This is a genomic window from Microbispora sp. CL1-1 (assembly GCF_012034195.1).
Taxonomy (GTDB): domain Bacteria; phylum Actinomycetota; class Actinomycetes; order Streptosporangiales; family Streptosporangiaceae; genus Microbispora.
Genome location: NZ_JAATEK010000051.1, coordinates 1 through 16,857, shown reverse-complemented (window position 1 = coordinate 16,857; position 16,857 = coordinate 1). Strand labels below are relative to the sequence as shown.

Sequence of the window (16,857 nt, the reverse complement as noted above, 5' to 3'; positions counted from 1 at the left end):
ATGACGCGCGTGATCGGGCCCGACGACGAGATCGAGCCCGCCTGGGTCGAGGCCGCCTCGCTGCCGGAGGTGTCCGCGCTGGCCCGGGCGGGGCACACCGTCGTGGTGACGCTCCCCGGCGACGAGACCGAGGCCATCGCGGCCGCCGCCGCGTACGCCTGGGCGGGGGCGGCCGTCTTCCGGACGTCCCACGACGTGCGGCAGGCCCTCGACATGACCGAGGCCCTGCTGGGCCGCCGGCCCCCCGCCCTGACCCGCCGCGGCCTGGCCTGACGGAGCGCTTCTAGCTCTCGCCGAGCTCCTCGCCGGTGGGGCTGAGGTGGAGGGCGGGCCGCTCCAGCAGGTCGAGCGCCTCCTCGACCGTGGTCGCCCACGAGATCGCGTCGAACACGTTCGGCCGGGTGAAGCCCTGCTCGTACATGCGGTCGATCAGGTCGCGCAGCGGGCCGTACAGACCCCACGGGTCGAGGACGACCAGCGGCCGCTCGTGCATGCCGAGCACCCGGGAGGTCCAGATCTCGAAGAGCTCCTCCAGGGTGCCGATGCCGCCCGGGAGCACGAGGAACGCGTCGGACCTGGCGTCCATGATCCCCTTGCGCTCGCGCATGTCGGCGGTGACGATCAGCTCGCCCGAGTCGGTGTCGGCGATCTCGATGTCGACGAGGGCCTGGGGGATCACCCCGACCGTGTGGCCGCCGCCGTCGCGGACGGCCCGGGCGACCTCGCCCATGCAGGAGACGATGGCGCCGCCGCTCACGAGACCGTGGCCGCGGCGGGCCAGTTCGGTGCCCACCTCCCGGGCGAGGTCGAGGTATTTGCGGTCGATCTTCTGGCTGGACGAGCAGTAAACGCAGACGAACACGTCGCAACCCTACTGAGTGCCGGCGCGCCGGTCCGACTCCACGATGATGCGCACGGCCTCGTCGGGGTCGTCGGTGACCGAGACCAGCTCCACGTCCTGCGGCGAGATCTTGCCGGTGGCCAGCAGCGAGTCGCGGATCCAGTCGATCAGCGGCGACCAGAACGAGACGCCCATCATGATCACCGGGAACGACGTGACCTTCCGCGTCTGCACCAGGGTCAGCGCCTCGAACAGCTCGTCGAGCGTGCCGAACCCGCCGGGCAGGGCCACGAACCCGCTGGCGTACTTGACGAACATCGTCTTGCGCACGAAGAAGTAGCGGAACTCGATGCCGAGATCCACGTAGTCGTTGAGACGCTGCTCGTGCGGCAGCTCGATGCCGAGGCCGACCGAGATGCCGCCGGCTTCGAGCGCGCCCTTGTTCGCCGCCTCCATCACCCCGGGGCCGCCACCGGTGATCACCGCGTAGCCCGCCTTGGCGAGCGCCGAGCCGACCTTCACGCCGAGTTCGTACTCGGGGCTGTCGGGACCGGTGCGGGCCGATCCGAAGACGGTCACCGCCGGGGGAAGGTCGGCGAGGGCGCCGAAACCCTCGACGAACTCGGACTGGATGCGCAGCACGCGCCAGGGGTCCTCGTGCAGCCAGCCGGTCGGGCCGCGTCGGTCGAGCAGGCGCTGGTCGTGGGTCGAATCGGGGACGAGTCCGCCGCGGACCAGCGACGGGCCCTGCCGGCGTTCGGGACGGGTGTGCTTCATGACGGTCACGCTAACGGTCGGGGTCGGACATGGTGCTGGACGCACGGGCTGCCCCGGCGCCCCGCGTTCCAAATCGCACCGGAAGAATCTTGAAAAAGATCCTCGGAAGGATGGAACCGGTCGTCGCCGAGGCCCCGTCTAAGAAACGAGGGTGCTGCTCGGGACGAAAGTGGCTTTCCCCGCCAAATGGCCGGCGAGGAAAGCCACTTTCTTCTATCTGCGGGCTCTACCTGCGGCTTACCTATTCGGTCAGCCAGGATGTCATGCGGCGCTCGCTCTCGACGATCTTGGCGAGGCTCACGTTCTCCCCCGCCGTGTGGGCGATATCGGGGTTGCCGGGGCCGCAGTTGACGGCGGGCATCCCGAGGGCGGAAAAACGCGCGACGTCGGTCCAGCCGAGCTTGGCCCGGGGCGTGCCGCCGATCGCGGCGGCGAACGCCGCGGCGACGGGGTGGGTCAGCCCCGGCCGTGCGCCCGGCGCTCCGTCGGTGAGCCGCACGTCGAAGCCGTCGAAGACCTCCTGGACGTGGGCGAACGCCTCCTCCAGCGTGCGGTCGGGGGCGAAGCGGTAGTTCACGGTCACCACGCACTCGTCCGGGATGACGTTGCCGGCCACCCCACCGCGTATGCCCACCGCGTTGAGGCCCTCGTGGAACCGCAGGCCGTCCACCACCGGCTGCCGCGCCTCGTATCGGCGGAGGATGTCCAGCACCGGCGCGACGTCGTGGATGGCGTTGACGCCCTCCCACGACCGGGCGCTGTGCGCGCGCACGCCCTTCACCGTGATCTCGGCCCGCAGCGTGCCCTGGCAGCCGCCCTCGATCAGCCCGTCGGTCGGCTCCATCACGACCGCGAAGTCACCCGTGATCCACTCGGGATGGGTGCGGGTGAGCCGCAGCAGGCCGCTGCGCTCGGCCTCGACCTCCTCGCAGTCGTAGAAGACGAAGGTCAGGTCGCGGTTCGGCTCGGCCAGCAGGCAGAGCTTGAGCTGGACTGCCACGCCGCTCTTCATGTCGGACGTCCCGCAGCCGTACAGCACGCCGTCTTCGACCCTGCTGGGCAGGTTGCCTGCCACCGGCACCGTGTCGATGTGCCCGGCGATCACCACGCGCTCGGCCCGGCCGAGATCGGTCCGCGCCACCACCGCGTCGCCGTCACGCAGCACGGTCAGGTGGGGCAGCGGAGCGAGCGCCTCCTCGATGGCGTCGGCCAGCGCCTTCTCCGCGCCGCTCACCGATTCGATGTCCACCAGTCGCGCCGTCAGCGCGCCCACATCCTGGGAAAGGTCAAGCCGCATGTCACCCGACCCTAATCCACCGGTTCACGCGATCTGGACCGTGGCGACGGGCTTGGTGGCCTTGCGCCAGCCGTCGTGCCCGCTCTCGGCCGTCCAGGTGACGCCCTCGTAGCGCACCTGGCGCAGGCCGTACTTCTGGGCGTAGGTGACATACCAGGCGGCGATCAGCCAGCCGCGCTTGGTCGAGGAGTCCGTGCCGAGGGCGCGCACGAGCTGCTTGCGCGCGGCCTCGGGCTGCGGCGTGACCGGCTTGTCGGACGGCGGATACCAGCAGTGCACGGCCTGGGGCACGCGCCCGCTGAACGCCGCCGAGAGGATCCTGGCGTTGTACTCGTGCTCGGCGTAGGCCGAGCCGTCGGCGGAGCGCTGCACGGCCTGTGCCGCCTCGTGCAGCGGCAGGGTCGTGTAGTGCCGCACCTTCTCCAGGGCGGCGAAGAACTTGCGCGCGGCGTAGACCGGGTCCTGCAGCTGCTCGCGCGTCCCCCAGCCCATCGAGGGCCGCTGCTGGAAGACGCCCACCGAGTCGCGGTCGCCGTACGGCAGATTGGCCAGCTTGGACTCCTGGATCGCCGTGACGTAGGCGATCTGGAGGGCGCGCTCGGGCAGCCTGCGCCGCACCGCGACGGCGGCGATGGTCGCGGCCACCTGGGCCTGCTCGATGTCGAGGTCGAGCGTGCCGTCAGGGGTCTTGACCATGCAGTGTTCGCCCAGAGCGAACGGCTTTGTCCGCTTCAGCAGGTGATAGGCGCCATAGAAGATGGCCGCACCCAGCAGGGCCACGATGACCACGACGGTCACGACAGGTTTGGTAAGGCGCCGTTCCACAAGCAGAACCTACCCGGATGATCAGGGAAGCCGATCCACGCGAATCGATCCCGGGGTCAGCGGCCGGGCGTAGGACGCCTCCCACTGGCCGCCCTGCACACGCTGGAACGACAGCAGGCGGCCGTCGCCCGTCCGATAGTCGGCGAAGTCGAGCAGGCCGCGCTCGGGCAGCCCCGTGTTGCCCTCGGAGCGGAAGGCGGCCGTGCCGCGCTCGACGGGATAGAACTCCAGGCCGTCCACGATGAGCATGTGCCTGGCCGGCACCATCCCCTGGGTCGGCACGTCGGTCCATAACAGGACCTCCAGGTGGAGGGACTCGCCCTCCGTGCCCGGCCGTTCCTCGACCGACAGCCAGTTGTAGCGCCGGGCGCCCTCGTCGAGCAGATACTCCGTCCACTTCTCGCCCTGCATCGTGCAGTGCAGGGCCCCGGCGGCCCGATAACGGGCGGCCTCCACATAGACGGTGTCGCCCACCCGGATCGTGCGAGGGTCGAAGAAGTCCGGTTCGGCCGCGGGGTCGTGCGCCTGCGCCTCTCCCGGATCGGCGGCCGGCGTGCGCACCGGCTCGCGCGTGCGTGCGCGCCGGGTCGCGGCGACCGCGCCCACGACCGCGCCCAGCACGACGACGACCGTGGCGAGGCCAAGCACGATCACGATCGCTGTCGTCATGGCGCGCGATCCTACTGGAGGCGGCTCACCGCCGCATCGACGCGCTCGTCGGTGGCGGTGATGGCGATGCGGACGTGTTCACGCCCGGCCTCGCCGTAGAACTCGCCCGGCGCGACGAGGATGCCCAGCTCGGCCAGCGCGCGCACCTGGTCCCAGCAGCCGGTGCCGTTGGTGGCCCACAGGTAGAGCCCGGCGGTCGAGTGCTCGATCCGCCAGCCTGCCCGCTCCAGCGCGGGCCGCAGCACCGCCCTGCGCCGGGCGTACCGCTCCCGCTGCTCGTCGGCGTGCGCGTCGTCGTCGAGCACGGCCGCCGTCGCGGCCTGGACCGGGGCGGGCATCATCATGCCGGCGTGCTTGCGCACCTCCAGCAGCCGCCGTACGAGCCGGGGGTCGCCGGCGACGAAGCCCGCGCGGTATCCGGCGAAGTTCGACCGCTTCGACAGGGAGTGGACCGCGAGCAGGTTCTCGTGAGAGCCCTCGCACACGTCCGGGTGGAGGACGGAGACCGGGTGCGCCTCCCAGCCCAGCTCGATGTAGCACTCGTCGGACGCGACGATCGCGCCGCGCTCGCGCGCCCACGCGACGACCTTGCGCAGGTGCTCGGCGGGCAGGACGCGCCCGGTGGGGTTGGACGGCGAGTTCACCCAGACGAGGGGCACCCGCTCGGGGCCCAGTGAGAGGAGCCCGTCGGTCGCGTACGGCTCGGCCCCGGCCAGCCGCGCGCCCACGTCGTACGTGGGATAGGCGAGCTCGGGGAAGACCACGCGCTCGCCGGGCCGCACGCCGAGCAGCGTCGGCAGCCAGGCCACCAGTTCCTTGGAGCCGATGGTCGGCAGCACGTCGGCGGGATCGATCGTGACGCCGTGCCGCCGCCGCAGCCAGCCCGCGGCCGCCTCACGCAGCCGCGGCGTGCCGTACGTCAGGGGATAGCCGGGGCTGTCGGCGGCGGCGGCGAGCGCCTCACGGGCGACCGGGGGAACCGGGTCGACGGGCGTGCCGACCGACAGGTCGACGATCCCGCCGGGATGCGCCCGCGCCAGGTCCTGATAGGGCACGAGCCGATCCCATGGGAAGTCCGGCAAGGCAAGCAAAGAGAATCCCCCAGTCGTCACGGTCCGTGCCGGTCAGGCGCCGGTCGGGCGCCGTGCCGGTCGGTGGTCGCTCAGTGGTCCTCGCCCTGCGGCGGGAGCGCCGCGACGAGCGGGTGGTCCTTGTTGATCTTGCCGACCTTCGAGGCGCCGCCGGGCGAGCCCAGCTCCTCGAAGAAATCGACGTTGGCCTTGTAGAAGTCCTTCCACTGCTCGGGAAGGTCGTCCTCGTAGAAGATCGCCTCTACGGGGCACACCGGCTCGCACGCACCGCAGTCCACGCACTCGTCGGGGTGGATGTAGAGCATGCGTTCGCCCTCGTAGATGCAATCGACGGGGCACTCCTCGATGCACGCCTTGTCCAGGACGTCCACGCAAGGCTGCGCGATGACGTACGTCACCTCGGGCTCCTTCTGGGTTGCACGGCTCGACCGCGGGTTGCTAGCCCTAGTATTGCGGTGCCTGCCGACTAGCCGGAACAGGAGGGGGGCAAACGTCGTGGCCCCTCGGCTCGGAGCCCGTCTCGTGGTCGCCATCAGCCCCGCCGACGTGGGCAAAAGGGTGACGACACGGCGCAGGGTGCCCGGTGGGCACCGGGACGCCGTCGGCGTGTTGGAATCCTGGCGCGACGGGGTGCTCACCATACGCAAACGGGACGGAAGCCTCGTGGAGATCGCCGAGGACACCCTGGCCGCGGCCAAGGTCGTGCCGCCGCCCGCCCGGTAATCCCCTGGCCTGATCCGGGGGCCGACTCGGTAATGCCCCAGCGTGCCGTGGCGAACGGCCGCCGCCGCGTGGGGAGCATACGCGACGTGACGATACGTGCCTGCGCCGTGACGATCTCCTCGGCCGCCCTCCTCCTGTTCGCGGTCTCCGCGTGCTCGAAGCCGACGTCGTCCTCCTCGGACAAGCCGCTGCCTCCCCTGAACCCCCGCGCCGACAGCCTCGAGTCCGGGTTCGGCACCATGGACAGGCTCGTCGACGCGGCCAAGAAGGAGGGCGCGCTCACGGTCGTGGGCCTGCCGGGCGGCTGGGTCGGCTACAAGGAGATCATCGCCCGCTTCTCCGACAAGTACGGCATCAAGGTGACCTCGATCGTGCCGGAGGCGAGCAGCAAGCAGGAGATCGACACCGCGGCCCGGCTGAAGGGCACCACGCAGGCGCCGGACGTCTTCGACCTCAGCCTGGAGGTCGCGGTCGCCAACGCCAAGCTCTTCGCCCCCTACCGCGTGACCGGCTGGGCGGACATCCCCGACGAGGCCAAGGAGCAGCGGGGCCGCTGGTTCGCCGCCTACGGCGGATACATGTCGATCGGCTACGACTCGAAGAAGGTCCCCGCCCCCGCGTCGTACGGCGCGCTGGTCAGGCCGGGGACGATCGTGGCGCTGCCGGGCGACCCGCGCACGATGGCCTCGGCGTTCAGCGCCGTGATGGCCGCCTCGCTCGGCCACGGGCTGCCGGACGCCGCACGGGGCGTGGACCTGTTCGCGCGGCTGAAGAAGGGCGGCCTGCTCGGCCGGCCCGACCAGGCGTCGGCGGTGGTCGACTGGGACTTCATGAACGCGGCGCGGACCGCCTCCGGCCGCGGCGAGTCGGCCTGGCGGGTGACGATCCCGAAGAACGAGGTGCTCGCCTCCTACTACATGCAGGCGATCAGCGCCGACGCGCCGCACCCCGCCGCCGCCCGGCTGTGGGAGGAGTTCCTGCTGTCCGACGAGGGCCAGAACCTGTTCCTCAAGGCGTACGCGCGGCCCGCCCGGATGGAGGCCATGGAGATGCGCGACGCGCTGGACGGAGACGCCGCCGCCAGGCTGCCGAAGGCGTCCGGCGAGCCGGTGATCCTGAGCATCCCCGAGCAGGACAAGGCCAAGTCGTACGTGGCCGAGCACTGGGCCAAGATGGTCGGCTGAGCCCGCCGATCGCCTCCCGATCTCGCAGACGCGACGGAAGCCGTAAAGTGTGTCGTTATCTCAGCAGTCTCACAAGTCGGCATGAGATTGCGGCAATCCCGACACAGGGCACCACGTGTCAGAATGCGAGCCGATCTTGAGGTACGAAACCCCCAGTCTCAGCCGGTGGAACGCTCGCGCCTACGACAGCTCCTTCGGCTACGTCTCGGCTCAGGGCGCGCCACTGGTGGAACTGCTCGACCCGCGCCCCGGTGAGCGCGTGCTGGACCTCGGGTGCGGCACCGGCGTGCTCACCGCCGACATCGCCAGGCGCGGCGCCCACGTGCTGGGCATCGACGGCTCCCACTCGATGATCGAGCAGGCCATCGCGCACCATCCCGGACTCGACTTCACGGTGGGCGAGGGATACGACTTCACCGTCGCCCAGCCGTACGACGCGGTCTTCTCGAACGCCGCGCTCCACTGGATGAGCCGCGACCCCGATGCGGTGATCGGCTGCGTGCGGGAGGCGCTGCGGCCGGGCGGCCGGTTCGTCGCCGAGATGGGCGGCGCGGGCAACTGCGCGACCCTCACCTCCGCCGTGCTCACCGCCTGGCGGGAGTACGGCCTGCCCGAGCCCGAGCTGCCGTGGTATTTCCCCAGCCCCGCCGAGTATGCCCTCCGGCTGGAGAAGGGCGGGTTCACCGTCCGGCTGCTGGAGTATTTCGACCGCCCCACCCCGCTCGACGAGTGCCCGAACGGCGCGGCCGACTGGGTCAGGATGTTCGCCGGCTCGCTGCTCGACCGGGTCCCCCCGGCGGCCGTGGAGCCGCTGCTGCACCGGGTCAACGAGCTGGCCGCCCCCGCGCTCCGCCGGGAGACCGGCTGGATGGCCGACTACGTCCGCCTCCGTTTCGCCGCAGAACGCCACTGACCTCTCCTCCGCGACGGAGCGGTTTGCCAGACTATGGACTGGTCTTCGTGAGTGATGGGGAACGGATGAACTTCTGCCTGAGTGACCTTGTGCCACCGCTGCGCTGGAGTGACGCTGCCCGCATCACGGCCCTTGCCGACCGGCCCGGCCTGCCGGACGCCTGGTGGCGCACGCTTCCCCTGCACCGGGTGCTCGCCGTCCTGGACGCCGAGGCGCTGGGCGACCTGCTCACCGGGCTCGCGCTCGACCACTGGCCGGCGGCGGCCGTCGGCGACGTGCTGCCCGCGCTGCACGTGCTCGACCCCGACGAGGCCGACGACCCCCAGGTCGCGATCGCGCTCGACCGGGCAGGGTCGTGGCACGGCCTGCTCGCGCTGTCCGGCAGGGAGCTGGCCGACCAGCCGTTCGTCAAGGCCCGCCCCGTGCTGACCGCGCTGTTCACCGCCGTGTTCTTACGGATGTCCCCGGAAGAGGCGCCGGTCCCCGAGCCGGTCCCCGAGCCGGCCGCCGCGCCTGTCCCCGAGTCTGTTCCGGAACCTGTTCCCGAGTCTGTTCCGGAACTGGTGGAGGTTCCACCGGAAGAGCCGGTCTCGGAGATCCCCGAACTGATCGACGCGGCGTTCGGCGACCTGGACGACCAGACCTGGATGGTGGCGCAGAACCGGGTCTTCGCCGACGAGCCGTCCGACCCCGACCAACTGGCCAGGCTGCTCGCCGTCCATCCCACCGTCATCCACGACCTCGAAGCGGCCCTGCGCGACCGGCTGTCCCGCTGGCTCGCGCTGCCGGAGGCGAAGCCGTACAACGAGCATCTGACCCGGCTCACCGAGACCTTCGGCACCGCGGTCCCGAAGGACCGCTTCGTCGCGGCGGCCGAGTGGCACGAACGCGAACTGCGCTCGCTGGAGGTGCCCGCCTGGCGGTTCGTGCTCGCCACGCTCCCCGGATATCGCCTCTCCGGCGACTGGCTCGTGGACGGCGACATCGAGGACCTGCGGGAGCGGACGCGCAGCCTGATCGCCTCGGCCGAGCGCCCCCCGACCGTCCCCCGGGCGCTGGAGATGATCGGCTCTCTCGGCATCCGTCCCGACGTCGCCAGGCAGTGGCTGGAGAGCGTGCCGCAACTGCGCGCCCAGAAGGCGTCCCAGATCGACCCCGACCGGCAGCCGGGCGGGCAGCACGGTGGTCAACAGGGTGGTCAGCAGGGTGGTCAGCAGGGCGGGCTGAAGGACGTCGCGCTGACCCGGCGGTGCTTCCGGCAGCCGGACGGCAGGTGGTGGCTCAGGGTCGACGTCACCGCCGACCACCTCCAGGGCGCCGAGGTGCCGCTGCCGAGCGGGTTCGCGGCGTACGTCGGTCTCGCGCCGGGCGAGGACCGCATGGTGCGCAGCGCGGCCGGGGAGGTCGGCCTCTCCTGGCACGCCCGGCCGGTCCTGGGCTCCCTCCGGCGGATTCTCGGCGAGGTCGCGGCCGAGGAGGGCAGCCACATCTTCCTGACCCTGTCCGAGGAGGGCATGCTGCGCGTACGGCACCTGCCGGCGGCCGAGGGCGGCGACGAGACGAGCCGCGCGCTGCGCCTGGTGGGCTACACCGCGCCGAGCGGCACGCCCGACCAGGCGGCGCGGGTGATCGCCACCCGCGTCGGCCTCTCCGCGCCCGTCGGGCGGCCCGAGCTCCTCGCGCGGCTGCGCGAACGCGGGGACCGCGACCTGCTGTCCCTGCTGGGATAGCCGATGCCCCGGCTCGCCATCTCCCCGGAGTTCCTGCGCGGGCTCGGCGCGCTCACCCGGCCGGTCCGCCAGGACGTCGCCGTCGCGATGCGCCGGTTCCTGCTGAACGCGTCCGCCGCGCCGCACCCCGAGAAGGTGCGCAACAGCCGTGATCCCCGCGTCGCCACGCTGCGGCTCGCCGACCGCCACCGGGGGGTGGTCGTGCGGCAGGACGACGTCTACTGGCTGCTCACCGTGCTGCCGGACGCCGAGGCGTGGTCGTACGCGCAGCGCTACAGGTTCGGGGTCAACACGGCCATCGGGATCGTGGAGACCTGGGACGCCGAGGCCCTGGAGCGGATCGAGCCGGCCCTGCGCCGCGCGTCGGCGAGCGGCGGCCGGCCGCTGTTCGAGAACTGGTGCGACGCCGACCTGCTCAACATCGGCGTCGACGCCCACCTGCTGCCGCTGCTGCGGCTGATGACGTCGGAGTCGCATCTCGCGGCCGTGGAGCCCCTGCTTCCGTACAGCCAGTACGCGCCGCTCGCGGCGCTCGCCCGCGGCGACTCGCTCGCGGCGGCCTGGCGCGAGCTGGACGCCTGCCGTTCCCGCGCCGCCGACGAGATCGACCCCGAGGACCTCCTCGCGGCGCTGCGGCGCAGCCCCGACCGGGCCGTGTTCGTCGCCGACGCGGCCGAGCTCGAACGCGTCCTCACGCTGCCCGGCTGGTGCACGTTCCTTTATCCGCCGCAGCACACGTACGCCAACTGGCCGGCGTACGAGCAGCCGGTGCTGATCACCGGAGGCGCGGGCACCGGGAAGACGGTCATCGCGCTGCACCGGGCGGCCCTGCTCGCCCGGGCGGCCACCGGCCCGGTGCTGCTGGTGACGTTCTCCCAGAGCCTCGCGACCGAGCTGTCCGCGCGGCTCGACATGATCATCGACGACGAGGTGGTCCGCAAGCGCGTCGAGGTGGGCAACGTCGACAGGCTCGCGCACCGCATCGTCGCCGAGGCGGAGGGCCGCGCACCCGCCCTCGTCTCCTCCGACGATCTGTCCGAGCTGTGGCAGGAGGCGGCCGCCGGACGCTTCGGCAGCGCGTTCCTGCTGCGCGAGTGGGAGCAGGTGATCCTCGCGCAGGACCTGCGGACGCTGGAGGAGTATCAGGCCGCGCGCAGGCCGGGCCGTGGCGTGCGGCTCGACCCCGAGGCCAGGACGCTGGTGTGGGAGGCCGTCCAGCACGTCGTACGGCGCCTGCGCGAGTCCGGGCGGCGGACCCTTCTCCAGCTCGCCTCGGAGGCGGCGGGCCTGCTCGGGCGGGCCGTGGGCGACCTGCTCGGCGACGAGGCGCCGGGGCGGGAGCCGTACCGGCACATCGTGGTGGACGAGGCGCAGGACCTGCACCCGGCCCAGTGGCGGCTGCTGCGGGCGGCGGTCCCCGTCGCCCCGAACGACCTGTTCATCGTGGGAGATCCGCACCAGCGCATGTTCGACACGCGGGTGGCGCTGACGGACCTCGGCATCCCCGCCCGCCACTTCCGTCTGAAGATCTCCCACCGGCTGCCGGCCGAGATCCTGTCGTGGGGAGTGCGCCTGCGCGGCGGTGGCCCCGCCGACGGGCTCGTCGCGGGCAATGCCGCGATGTACGGCTATCGCGCGCTGGACAACGGCCTGCGCCCGATGGTGCGCGGATACGTGGACGCGGAGGCGGAGATCGCCGGGCTCGTCTCCACCGTGGCCGAATGGCTGGAAGAGGGTGTGCCGACCGCCCAGATAGCGGTGGCCGCGCGTACCTCGGACCTCGTGCGTACCGCGCGCACCGCACTACGCGAAGCGGGCATCACGGTCAAGGTCACCTCTCTCCATGGAATGAAAGGGCTGGAATTCCGTCGGGTGGCCGTGATAGGCGTGGCTGACGGAATCGTGCCGGCGCCGGACGCGCTGACCCCGGCCGACGAGGACCCGACGGCCCGGGCGCACGATCTGCAACGCGAACGGGGGCTGCTCTACGTGGCATGTACGCGGGCGGGGGAAGTCCTCTACGTGTCCTATTCGGGGCGCGCCAGTCCATTCATCCCGGCCTGACGTCCGATCCCCTAGTCTGAACTGCGGATATATTCCCCTTGCCGGTTGGACCTGCATGAACCTCAGCCTTAGCGACATCGTGCCTCCGCTGCGCTGGACCGCGCCCAGCCAGGTAGAGCCGATCGCGAGCGACCCCGGTCTTCCCGACGCGTGGTGGCAGGCGCTCCCTCTCGACCGGGCCTGCGCGGCGGTGGGAACCGGCCAGGTCGCCTCCCGGCTCGCCGACCTCACCACCGCGTGCTGGGCGCACCTGGTTCTCGGCGACATCCTCCCGCTGCTCAGGTTCACGCACCCCGAGGAGAGCCTGCAGACGCCCGGCCCCCGGGAGAACGTCCACGAGCTGTACGTCGACGTGATCGACAAGCTGCTCGCCACGGAGCCCGCGAGCGAACCGGCCGGGGCGGCCGTTCCGCCGGCCCTCCCCGAGCGGCCGATGCCCGAGATCATCGACGGGATCTTCGCCCGGCTGGACGACCGCCAGCGGGCCATCGCCCGCGACCGGCTCTACTTCGACGCCTCGCAGCACCCGGGCCAGGCCCAGCGGGCCACGCTGGACGAGCTGGCCCAGCGCTTCTCGGTCACCCGCGAGCGCATCCGGCAGATCGAGCGCGACCTGCGCGACCACGTGATGGAGTGGCTGAACGGCCCGTCCGCCGCGCCGCTGAACGCCCACCTCGCCTGGCTGCGGACCCGGCTGGGCTCGGCCGTACCCGCCGACGACCTCGCCGCCGCCGTGCCGTGGCACCGCACCGAGCTGATCACGCTCGCCATCCCCGCCTGGCGGTTCGTCCGTACGCTCCTGACCGGCTATGAGCAGGTGGACGGCTGGATGATCGCGGGCGGCGCCGACGAGCTCAGGGAGAAGACCCGGCAGCTGTTCGCCGACGGCCCCCGGCCGCTGGAGGAGGCGGTCACCCTCGTCGCCCAGCTCGGCATCCGGGAGGACGTCGCCGAGCGCTGGCTGGCGTCGGTGCCGCAGCTTCGGGTCATGGACGGCCACGTCGTCCTCTGGCCGCGCAGCATGGGCGACAAGGCGGAGGCCGTGCTGGCCGTCGCCCACGCCCCGCTCACCCCCGAGGACATCCAGTCGCGCATCGGCGAGGACTACAGCCTCGTCGGCATCCGCAACCAGCTCGCCTCCGACGAGCGGTTCATCCGGCTCGACCGCAGCAAGTACGGCCTGCGGCGCTGGGGCGGCGACGAATACCTCGGCATCCGGGAGATGATCATCCGGGAGATCGAGCGCGCGGGCGGCGAGGCGTCCGTGAGCACGGTCGTGGACAACCTGACCTCCCGCTACGACGTCAGCGAGAGCTCCATCAGGGCGTACGCCGGAGGGCCCGGGTTCGAGCGGACCCAGCGCGGCTACATCAGGGTGGCCGTCCCCGAGCAGGCCGAGGCCTACCAGCCGCGCCGGGACGTGTCGATGACCCGCCGCTGCTTCCGCAGCAGGGACGGCCGCTGGTGGCACCGCGTCGACGTGAACGCCGAGCACCTGCGCGGCTCGGGCTCCCCGCTGCCGACCGGCTTCGCCGCCCACCTCGGCATGGCGCCCGGGGGGCAGCTCACCGCCTCCACCGCGTCCGGCGAGGTGGTGATCAGCTGGCACAACCAGCCGACCATCGGCTCGATCAGGAACGTTCTCGCCGAATACAACGCCTCCGAGGGCGACCACGTCTTCCTCACCGTCTCCGACGGCGGCGAGCTGCTGACGCGCTTCCTGCCCGCGGCGGTGGCCGGGCTGCCCGCCATCAACCATGCGCTGCACCTGATCGGCTACACCGCCCCGGTGGCGTCGGAAGCCGAGGGCCTGCGGCTCATCGGCGCCCGCATCGGCCTGCCCGAGGGGGCAGGTCGCGAGGAGGTCCTCGACCGCCTGCGCGACCGCGGCGACCGCGACATCCTGACCTTCCTCACCTGATTCCGGCTTCCGTCGGGGTCCGAGACCGGAGCGGGTGCTCAGGGCCGGACCGGTTCAGGGGCGGTTCAGCGGTTCAAGGGCCGGGCCGGTTCAAGGGCCGGGCCGGTTCAAGGGCCGGGCGGGGATGTCGGTGGCAGCACGTAGGCTCGGAGCATGTTGCGGCTCCACGACACCCTGACCCGGCAGGTCGTGCCCGTCGCCCCGGCCGGTTCGCGAATCCTGCGGATGTACACCTGCACCGCACACGAGCCCTCCGGCCTCGCCGACCTGCGCCCCGCCCTGCTCGCCGACCTCGTCCGCCGCGTCGCCGAACGCGCCGGGTTGCGGGTGCTCGCCTGCCGCAGCGTCTCCGACCTCGCCCGCAGGAACGGCGGTCGCGGTGTCAACGGCGACCGTGACAGCGAGAGCGCGTCCTTCGACGCCGACGCGCTCGCGCTCAACATGCGCGCTCCCGAGCACTCCCCCAGGACCAGCGAGACCATGGGCCTGGTGATCGAGCTCATCGGGCGGCTCATCGAGCGCGGCCACGCGTACGCCACCCCGGAGGGGGCCGTGTTCTTCGACGCGGCGTCCTTCCCCACGTACGGCGAGATCTCCGGAAAGCCGGGCTCGGCGTCCGACTGGCCTCTCTGGGAGCCGGCGCAGGAACCGCCGCAGGGTTCGGCCGGCGACGACGCCGGACCGGTCTGGAACGGGCCCTGGGGCCGTGGGCTCCCCGGCCACGACCTGGAGTGCTCGGCCACGCCCCTGCGGTTCCTCGGCCCTCGCTTCGACCTGTACGTGGGCCGCGCCGACCTGTGCTTCCCCCACCACGAGAGGGCACGGGCCCAGTCGAACGCCGCCACAGGCCAGGAGGCCGCCGTCCACTGGGCGCACTCCGGACACCTGCTGTTCGAGGGCCGCCCAGCCGGCACCGGCGACGTCGTGCCGCTCTCCGGGGTCATCGCCGCAGGTCTCGATCCCCTCGCCGTACGGCTGGCCCTGCTGGAGCACCACTATCGGCGGCCGGTCGACCTCACCTGGGACGCCCTGCGCGCCGCCGACGAGGAGCTGCGGCGGCTTCGGCGTCGGGTGGCCGAATGGGCGGAGTCACCGAGCCGCCCGATCAACGGCGCCCACGCCGAGCGCGTCCAGCAGGCATTGGACGACGACCTCGACACTCCTGCGGCGCTACGCCTCCTGCGCGAACTGGAGGCCGACGAGTCGATCGAGCCCGGGTCCAAGTTCGAGACCTTCCTCCATTTCGACCACGTGCTCGCCCTCGACCTGCCCGCCGACATCGGCCGCATCTGACGAGCGTTCTCCTGTGCGAACGGGCCCTGTTCCGCGGTCGCGCCCTGGCGTTCGCCATGGACGGCGTTTCTCCTCGTGAACGGGCCCCCTTCCACCAGCACCACCCCAACACCCGCCACGACCAGCGCCTCCCCACACGAACAGCCCCCCCTTCCACCGGCACCGCCCTGACGTTCGCCATGGACGGCGTTTCTCCTCGTGAACGGGCCCCCTTCCAGCACCACCCCAACGCCCGCCATGACCAGCGCCTCCCCACGTGAACGGGCCCCGTTCCGGAAAACTGACGGCCGACTGACAGCCAGCGCGCGTCAGGCTGTCGGCGGGTCCTGAAGCCTTGTTCTGGCACAGATTTCGCGCGTTACAGGCCAGTCCACATCCGGCTGGGCCGCATCGGTTGAGCCTCAGGCCGTCGGCTGCTTGCCCGCGAGTTCGCCCGCCACGCCACCGCCCATTGCGCCACCGTGCTCCGCACCAACACACTGCGCTGCCACACCCCGCCGCCCCCGCCGCCACACCTCGGCTCCTGCGCCTCGGTTCCTGCGCCGCGTACGTCGCCGGCACCGACAGGATCCGCGCCGGTGATCCCATTCAGGGCGTGATCGCCGACCATGCCGTCCAGCTCGGCCGCGTCCTGCGCGCCGATGCCGCCTTGTGGAGCAGCCCTGTCGCCGCTTTCCGAGCAGCCCCATCGCCACTTTCCCGGCAGCGCCTTTCGCGCTTTCCGAACGGCCCCCTTCGCTGCCTTCTGGGCAACCCCTCCAGCGACTGGCACGCCCTTCTGGGGTTTACCTGAGGCTCCAACCACTCGCTTCGCACAGTTGTCACTCGCTCACAGAGTGTGAGAGAATCCATACATCAGTTCGAATCAAGTGAGGAGGGTGTGATGGATCTGTTCGACTTCGATCCTGAGCGCCCTCACCACTCGAATGGCCCTGACGACGGCTGGTGGGATCGTCTGATCGCCAATTCGCCGCTGTGGTCGTCCGACGGCTCGTCCGCCCGCGAGCCCTTCCCGATCATCAACTTCGGGCCCCGGCAGCGCGCCGACGCACCCGTTGTCGAGAGCGTGGACGCCCCGGGCGCGGACGCCCCAGGCACGCATACCGACAGGGCAGATAGCGACGGCGCGGATGCCACGCGTGGAGCTGCCGTCGATGCGAATGCCGCCGGCACGAACGGCGCTGGCGCAAATGCCGCGAGTGGAGCTGCCGATCGTGCGGCTGCTGCTGGCGTGGACGGCGCTGGAGCGGATGCCGCTGGCACGAATGCCGCGCGTTGCGCCGCCGACAGCGCGGGATCTGACGCGGGTGCCGCCCGTGAGGCTGCCGATGGCGCGGCTGCCGCCGGTGCGAATGGCTCTGGCGCGAATGGCGCGCAGGGGGCTGCCGACGGCGCGGACGCTGCTGGCACAAACGGCACTGGCGCGAATGACCCTGGCGCGGCCGGCCCGAGTGCTGGTGCGGGTGCGGGTGGGGGTGCTTCCGATGGTGTGGGCGGTCGTGATCGTGGCCGTGGTCGTGGTCGGGGTC

16 protein-coding genes are annotated in these 16,857 nt (G+C 71.7%); 9 read left to right on the top strand and 7 right to left on the bottom strand.

The genetic code is table 11. From position 1 onward, the window contains the following. Complete coding sequence (locus tag HCK04_RS35645; protein WP_142651756.1) at positions 1-273, top strand: hypothetical protein; 273 nt, start codon at positions 1-3, stop codon at positions 271-273. 10 nt (positions 274-283) lie between these two features. Here HCK04_RS35645 and HCK04_RS35640 read toward each other — a convergent pair whose 3' ends face one another. The 7 genes from HCK04_RS35640 to fdxA all read right to left on the bottom strand — a co-directional run bounded on the left by HCK04_RS35640 (position 284) and on the right by fdxA (position 5,898). Beyond that, entirely contained in the window at positions 284-862 is a 579-nt protein-coding gene (locus tag HCK04_RS35640; RefSeq protein ID WP_142651755.1) for a TIGR00730 family Rossman fold protein, read from the bottom strand. A 9-nt stretch (positions 863-871) separates the two neighbouring features. Then, positions 872-1,618 (bottom strand): TIGR00730 family Rossman fold protein, encoded by a 747-nt coding sequence (locus HCK04_RS35635; RefSeq protein WP_142651754.1) that lies wholly within the window; start codon positions 1,616-1,618, stop codon positions 872-874. Positions 1,619-1,859: 241 nt separating this feature from the next. After that, positions 1,860-2,915 (bottom strand): succinyl-diaminopimelate desuccinylase, encoded by a 1,056-nt coding sequence (gene dapE, locus HCK04_RS35630; protein ID WP_142651753.1) that lies wholly within the window; start codon positions 2,913-2,915, stop codon positions 1,860-1,862. Between the two features lie 24 nt (positions 2,916-2,939). After that, entirely contained in the window at positions 2,940-3,713 is a 774-nt protein-coding gene (locus HCK04_RS35625; protein ID WP_142651752.1) for a hypothetical protein, read from the bottom strand. Positions 3,714-3,761: 48 nt separating this feature from the next. Beyond that, positions 3,762-4,409 (bottom strand): DUF4178 domain-containing protein, encoded by a 648-nt coding sequence (locus tag HCK04_RS35620; RefSeq protein WP_142651751.1) that lies wholly within the window; start codon positions 4,407-4,409, stop codon positions 3,762-3,764. Positions 4,410-4,420: 11 nt separating this feature from the next. Continuing rightward, a complete protein-coding gene (gene dapC / locus HCK04_RS35615) occupies positions 4,421-5,500 on the bottom strand; it encodes a succinyldiaminopimelate transaminase (protein WP_142651750.1) in 1,080 nt (359 codons plus the stop codon). 71 nt (positions 5,501-5,571) lie between these two features. Beyond that, positions 5,572-5,898: a ferredoxin gene (gene fdxA / locus HCK04_RS35610; protein WP_030507471.1), complete on the bottom strand. Its 327-nt coding sequence runs from the start codon at positions 5,896-5,898 to the stop codon at positions 5,572-5,574. A gap of 97 nt (positions 5,899-5,995) precedes the next feature. Here fdxA and HCK04_RS35605 point away from each other — a divergent pair, with 97 nt between their 5' ends. From HCK04_RS35605 to HCK04_RS35570, 8 genes are all read left to right on the top strand, one after another. Further along, positions 5,996-6,223: a hypothetical protein gene (locus tag HCK04_RS35605; protein WP_142651749.1), complete on the top strand. Its 228-nt coding sequence runs from the start codon at positions 5,996-5,998 to the stop codon at positions 6,221-6,223. Positions 6,224-6,309: 86 nt separating this feature from the next. Beyond that, complete coding sequence (locus HCK04_RS35600; protein ID WP_260617526.1) at positions 6,310-7,407, top strand: ABC transporter substrate-binding protein; 1,098 nt, start codon at positions 6,310-6,312, stop codon at positions 7,405-7,407. Between the two features lie 136 nt (positions 7,408-7,543). Continuing rightward, a complete protein-coding gene (locus HCK04_RS35595) occupies positions 7,544-8,320 on the top strand; it encodes a class I SAM-dependent methyltransferase (RefSeq protein ID WP_142651747.1) in 777 nt (258 codons plus the stop codon). Positions 8,321-8,367: 47 nt separating this feature from the next. Next, a complete protein-coding gene (locus HCK04_RS35590; RefSeq protein ID WP_142651746.1) occupies positions 8,368-10,050 on the top strand; it encodes a hypothetical protein in 1,683 nt (560 codons plus the stop codon). A gap of 3 nt (positions 10,051-10,053) precedes the next feature. Then, positions 10,054-12,114: a UvrD-helicase domain-containing protein gene (locus tag HCK04_RS35585; protein WP_142651745.1), complete on the top strand. Its 2,061-nt coding sequence runs from the start codon at positions 10,054-10,056 to the stop codon at positions 12,112-12,114. A gap of 55 nt (positions 12,115-12,169) precedes the next feature. Continuing rightward, positions 12,170-14,035: a sigma factor-like helix-turn-helix DNA-binding protein gene (locus HCK04_RS35580; protein ID WP_142651744.1), complete on the top strand. Its 1,866-nt coding sequence runs from the start codon at positions 12,170-12,172 to the stop codon at positions 14,033-14,035. A gap of 153 nt (positions 14,036-14,188) precedes the next feature. Then, a complete protein-coding gene (locus HCK04_RS35575) occupies positions 14,189-15,328 on the top strand; it encodes a cysteine--tRNA ligase (protein WP_142651743.1) in 1,140 nt (379 codons plus the stop codon). Positions 15,329-16,467: 1,139 nt separating this feature from the next. Next, a partial coding sequence (locus HCK04_RS35570; protein ID WP_168066532.1) for a hypothetical protein occupies positions 16,468-16,857 on the top strand: 390 nt, incomplete at its 3' end.

What these genes read in the sequence shown, in the direction of transcription:
- HCK04_RS35580 (WP_142651744.1), top strand. Translation starts at nt 12,170, where the DNA reads ATGAACCTCAGCCTTAGCGACATCGTGCCTCCGCTGCGCTGGACCGCG.
- dapE (WP_142651753.1), bottom strand. Translation starts at nt 2,915, where the DNA reads ATGCGGCTTGACCTTTCCCAGGATGTGGGCGCGCTGACGGCGCGACTG.
- HCK04_RS35585 (WP_142651745.1), top strand. Translation starts at nt 10,054, where the DNA reads ATGCCCCGGCTCGCCATCTCCCCGGAGTTCCTGCGCGGGCTCGGCGCG.
- HCK04_RS35575 (WP_142651743.1), top strand. Translation starts at nt 14,189, where the DNA reads ATGTTGCGGCTCCACGACACCCTGACCCGGCAGGTCGTGCCCGTCGCC.
- HCK04_RS35645 (WP_142651756.1), top strand. Translation starts at nt 1, where the DNA reads ATGACGCGCGTGATCGGGCCCGACGACGAGATCGAGCCCGCCTGGGTC.
- HCK04_RS35620 (WP_142651751.1), bottom strand. Translation starts at nt 4,409, where the DNA reads ATGACGACAGCGATCGTGATCGTGCTTGGCCTCGCCACGGTCGTCGTC.
- HCK04_RS35635 (WP_142651754.1), bottom strand. Translation starts at nt 1,618, where the DNA reads ATGAAGCACACCCGTCCCGAACGCCGGCAGGGCCCGTCGCTGGTCCGC.